The organism is Cupriavidus necator (assembly GCF_040578825.1).
GTDB lineage: Bacteria > Pseudomonadota > Gammaproteobacteria > Burkholderiales > Burkholderiaceae > Cupriavidus > Cupriavidus necator_E.
The window spans coordinates 1-4,499 of sequence record NZ_JBEFLI010000151.1 but is presented as its reverse complement, the minus strand read 5'-3'; the positions used below and the strand labels follow the sequence as shown (position 1 = coordinate 4,499).

The 4,499-nt window shown below is 67.9% G+C and carries 3 protein-coding genes and 1 pseudogene; 3 read left to right on the top strand and 1 reads right to left on the bottom strand.

The genetic code is table 11. The features are described 5' to 3' along the window. Positions 1 to 40: 40 nt before the first annotated feature. A complete protein-coding gene (locus tag AB1I47_RS33405) occupies positions 41 to 796 on the top strand; it encodes a DeoR/GlpR family DNA-binding transcription regulator (protein ID WP_354687928.1) in 756 nt (251 codons plus the stop codon). Between the two features lie 16 nt (positions 797 to 812). Continuing rightward, a pseudogene (locus AB1I47_RS33400) lies at positions 813 to 1,546 on the top strand (Glu/Leu/Phe/Val dehydrogenase dimerization domain-containing protein); the annotation flags it as partial. A 457-nt stretch (positions 1,547 to 2,003) separates the two neighbouring features. Here the strand turns inward: AB1I47_RS33400 and AB1I47_RS33395 are convergent. Next, positions 2,004 to 2,447, bottom strand: a complete 444-nt coding sequence (locus AB1I47_RS33395) for a phasin family protein (RefSeq protein ID WP_354687927.1) — start codon at positions 2,445 to 2,447, stop codon at positions 2,004 to 2,006. A gap of 271 nt (positions 2,448 to 2,718) precedes the next feature. On the opposite strand from AB1I47_RS33395, the gene AB1I47_RS33390 reads away from it, so the two are divergent. After that, the gene (locus AB1I47_RS33390; protein ID WP_354687926.1) at positions 2,719 to 4,260 is read left to right on the top strand and encodes a methyl-accepting chemotaxis protein; all 1,542 of its coding nucleotides are present in this window, start codon (positions 2,719 to 2,721) and stop codon (positions 4,258 to 4,260) included. Positions 4,261 to 4,499 lie beyond the last annotated feature (239 nt).

The window sequence follows — 4,499 nt, the reverse complement described above, 5'->3', positions numbered from 1 at the left end:
CGCTAGAATCCCCCCACGTACCCCCCCACCCGGAGTCCCCGTGCTCGCCGAACAACGGCAGAAATACATCCTCGACCAGCTATCCGCCACCGGCGCACTGGCCATCAGCGATCTGGTGACCGAGCTCGACGTCTCGCGCGAAACCATCCGGCGCGATCTCAATACGCTGGCCGCGCGCGGCCTGCTGGTGCTGACCCACGGCGGCGCGCTGGCGTCCGACCGCACCGAACCCGACACGCAGACCCGCGCCGCAGTGAATGCCGAAGGCAAGCGCGCCATCGGCGTGCGCGCCGCCGAGCTGGTGCGCGACGGCGCCTCGCTGATCCTGGACTACGGCACTACCACGCACGCCGTCGCGCAGGCGCTGCATGGCCACCACAACCTGCTGGTCTACACCAACGACCTTGCCATCGCCCAACTGCTGGGCCGGCGCAACGGCAACCGCGTGATCGTGCTGGGCGGCGAGCTGCAGGACAATGAAGACGCCACCCACGGCTGGGACACCATCGAGCAGCTTTCGCGCTACCACACCGACTTTGCCTTTATCGGCATCGGCGGCGTGACCCCGCGCGGCGAGATCTGCGACTTCTCGCGCGCCGCGGCCGAGCTGCGCAGCCGCATGCTGCTGGCCGCCGACGTGCCCTGCGTGGTGGCCGACCATACCAAGTTCGGGCGCAATACCGGCGTGACCATCAAGCATTTCGAGCAGGCCGCCTGGCTGATCACGGACATGGCGCCGGAGCCTGAGCTGGCGGCGGCGCTGAAGGAACGCGGCACCAAGCTGTTGATCGCCTGATTCCGCGGCGACCGGAACCACGCTGCCGATGGGCGGCGGCAAGGGCGGCTCGGACTTCGATCCCAAGGGCAAGTCCGACGGCGAGGTGATGCGCTTCTGCCAGGCGCTGGTCACCGAGCTGTACCGGCACCTCGGCCCGGATACCGATATCCCGGCCGGCGATATCGGCGTGGGCGCGCGCGAGGTCGGCTTCATGGCCGGCATGATGAAGAAGCTGTCGAACCAGTCCGCCTGCATCTTCACCGGCAAGGGCCTGGCCTACGGCGGCAGCCTGATGCGGCCGGAAGCGACCGGCTACGGCACGGTCTACTTCGCGCAAGAGATGCTGCACCGTCGCGGCCGTGCTTTCGACGGGCTGCGCGTGCTGATCTCCGGCTCGGGCAACGTGGCGCAGTACGCCGCCGACAAGGCAATCGAACTGAGCGCGAAGGTGCTGACGCTGTCCGATTCCGGCGGCGTGCTGCACTACCCGGAGGGCATGACCGGCGAGCAGCTCGCCGAAGTGATGGCGTTCAAGAATGCAGAGCGCGGCCGTCTGTCCGACTTCGCCGTCCGCCACGGCATGGCCTTTGAAGCCGGCCGCACCCCGTGGCACGTGCCGGCCGACGTGGCGCTGCCGTGCGCGACGCAGAACGAACTGGACGGCAATGCGCCGAGACGCTGCTCGGCAACGGCGTGATCTGCGTGGCCGAAGGCGCCAATATGCCATCGACGCTGGAGGCGGTGGACCGCTTCGTCGACGCCAGGATTCCGCGTGTCTGCTCCATGGATCCGGGCCAAGGGAAGCAGCGTCAGGCTGAGGAGAAGTAATGCCAGGCATTTCATCGAGTGCGCACACAAAGGACATGCGCACTGAGATGAAAATGGTTCTCATTTGCTGCCAATGTGCGGCAGCTTAACGCTGACGAAGGGGTGCGCGGAGACGGCCGATTCTGCAAGTCGATGCAGCCTTGGCTATGCGCGGCTGCCGGATTTCCGCCGATAGGGGAGAATCTTCGACATCGCCGCCACGGACAAGTAGGCCAACCCGCGGCGTTCACGAAGCGCGCGATTGGATTCTCGACGCTGTCGGTGCTGGCGACTGGCAAGCGCCAGCCGAATGCGTGGCGCTATGCGCCAGAGTGCGGAACGCGGGCAAGCCCCGCCGATACCACCGCCTGTCGCTGAACGACCGCAGAGCGGCCGTCCAGCGACAGCACTGCAAACGCTAGCCCTTCACTTTAGGAGTCTGGACAGGAGTCTGGAACATCGCCCCAGCCTCCTGCACGTTCTGCTCCGCGCGCTTGCCGATCACGGCCAGCGCTTCGGCCTGCGCCTTCTGTGCGGTCTCGGCCAGCTCGCGCATATTTTCGAAAGCCTGGTGCAGGGTCTGCTGCACGAACTCGCCTTGCCGGGCCATGGCTTCGGCCGGATTGCCGGCAGCGCTGTACTGCTGCGCCGCGGCCTGGAGCTGCTGCATGGTGCGGGTGAAGATCTCCTGCTGCTTCTGCATCACCGCCTGCATGCCCTCGTAGGCCAGCTTGTTGGCCTCGGTCAGGGCCTCGATATCTTTGCGGCGCGCTTCGATCACGGCGGTCATGTCGACGCCTGGCAGGCGGAACTGTTCCATCAGCTTGGTGAAGTCGGCAAAGGGATTGGGAGGCGTGGCCATGCTGGATCTCCTTGGGTGGAAAAGCGGGCAGGGGGCAGGGGGGCGAGTGCCCTGGGGCCGGATTGACTCAACTATAGCCGCTATCCGCCCGCTTCTAGCCGTCAATCGTGGAAGACCCTAAAGTTTCCCCGCCCAATGCCGTTGGCATCCATAGCCCGCACGTGCGTCAGCCAACCGGCCCGCCCGCGGACGATGAGAGCGAAATACGCCGCGCCGAGCTGGTTTTCGGGGCCGGCACTTCGCCGTAACCAGTGCTAATCAGGTAGAAGAAATGAAGAATCTAGGCATCGGGGTCCGCCTCGGCATCGGCTTTGGGATGGTATTGCTGCTTTCCGCGCTCATGACGGTATTCGGCATGATGCGCCTGCAACAGGTCGCTGAACGCACGCACGCGATGATGCAGCAGCCGCTTACCAAGGAGCGGCTGGTCAGCGACTGGTACCGGCTCATGCACACCAGCGTGCGCCGCACCACGGCGGTGGCGCGCAGCGCCGACCCATCGCTGGGCGCATTCTTCGCCGCCGAGACCAAGGCGTCGATCGAAGGGATTGCCGCGTTGCGCGACAAGATCCAGCCGCTGCTCGGCACCGAAGAAGAAAAGGCCGCGTTCCAGAAAATCCTGAGCGTGCGCGACCCGTACAACAACGGCCGCGACAAGATCACGAAGCTCAAGCAGGAAGGCCTGACCGAAGAAGCCAACCAGGTGCTGGAGAAAGAGTTCGTGCCCGCCGGCGACGCTTACCTGGGCGAGATCCAGAAGCTGCTCGACATCCAGCGCGCCACGATCGACGCCACCGCGCGCGAGATCAACGGCATCTACGTCAACGCGCGCAACAGCCTGATCGGGCTGGGCGTGGTGGTGCTGGCGATCGGCATCGCGTTCTCGGTCTGGCTGACCATCGGCATCACGCGTCCGCTGCATCGGGCCGTGGCCGTGGCGCGCACCGTGGCGTCGGGCGACCTGACCAGCCGCATCGATGTCGACAGCCGCGACGAGACCGGCCAGTTGCTGCAGGCGCTGGCCGACATGAACGCCAATATCCTGCGCATCGTGCGCCAGGTGCGCGCGGGCACGGAGTCGATCGTATCGGGCACCAGCCAGATCGCGGCCGGCAACACCGACCTGTCGCAGCGTACCGAGGAACAGGCCTCGTCGCTGCAGCAGACCGCGGCGAGCATGGAAGAGCTGACCAGCATCGTGCGCCAGAACGCCGACAACGCGCGCCAGGCCAGCACGCTGGCGGTCAATGCTTCGGACATCGCCGGGAAGGGTGGCGAGGTCGCGGGCAAGGTCGCCCAGACCATGGAAGAGATCAACGGCGCGTCGAAGAAGGTGGTCGACATCATCGCCGTGATCGAAGGCATTGCCTTCCAGACCAACATCCTGGCGCTGAACGCCGCGGTGGAAGCCGCGCGTGCCGGCGAGCAGGGCCGCGGCTTTGCCGTGGTGGCGGGCGAGGTGCGCAGCCTGGCGCAGCGCAGCGCCACTGCCGCGAAGGAGATCAAGGCGCTGATCGGGGATTCGGTGGATCGGGTCGAGAAGGGCTCCATGCTGGTGACCCAATCGGGGCAGACGATGGAAGAGATCGTCGCCGCGGTGAAGCGCGTGACCGACATCATGGGCGAGATCAGCGCGGCATCGGCCGAACAGAGTGCCGGCATCGAGCAGGTCAACCAGGCGGTGACGCAGATGGACACGGTCACGCAGCAGAACGCCGCGTTGGTGGAAGAGGCGGCCGCCGCGGCCGGTTCGCTGGAAGAACAGGCGCAGCGGTTGAAGGACGCGGTGTCCACCTTCAGGCTGGCGGCCTGAGCGGGGATCCCCGGGTCGGGGGGGGGGGGGGGGGGGGGGGGGGGCGGCCCGGGGGGCCGGGGGGGGGGGGGGGGGGGGGGGGGGGGGTGGAGGGGGGGCGGGGGGGGGGGGGGGGGGGGGGGGGGGGGGGGGGGGGGGGGCCGGCGGGGGGGGGGGGGGGGGGGGGGGGGGGGGGGGGGGGGGGGGGGGGGGGGGGGGGGGGGGGGGGGGGGGGGGGGGGGGGGGGGGGGGGGGGGGGG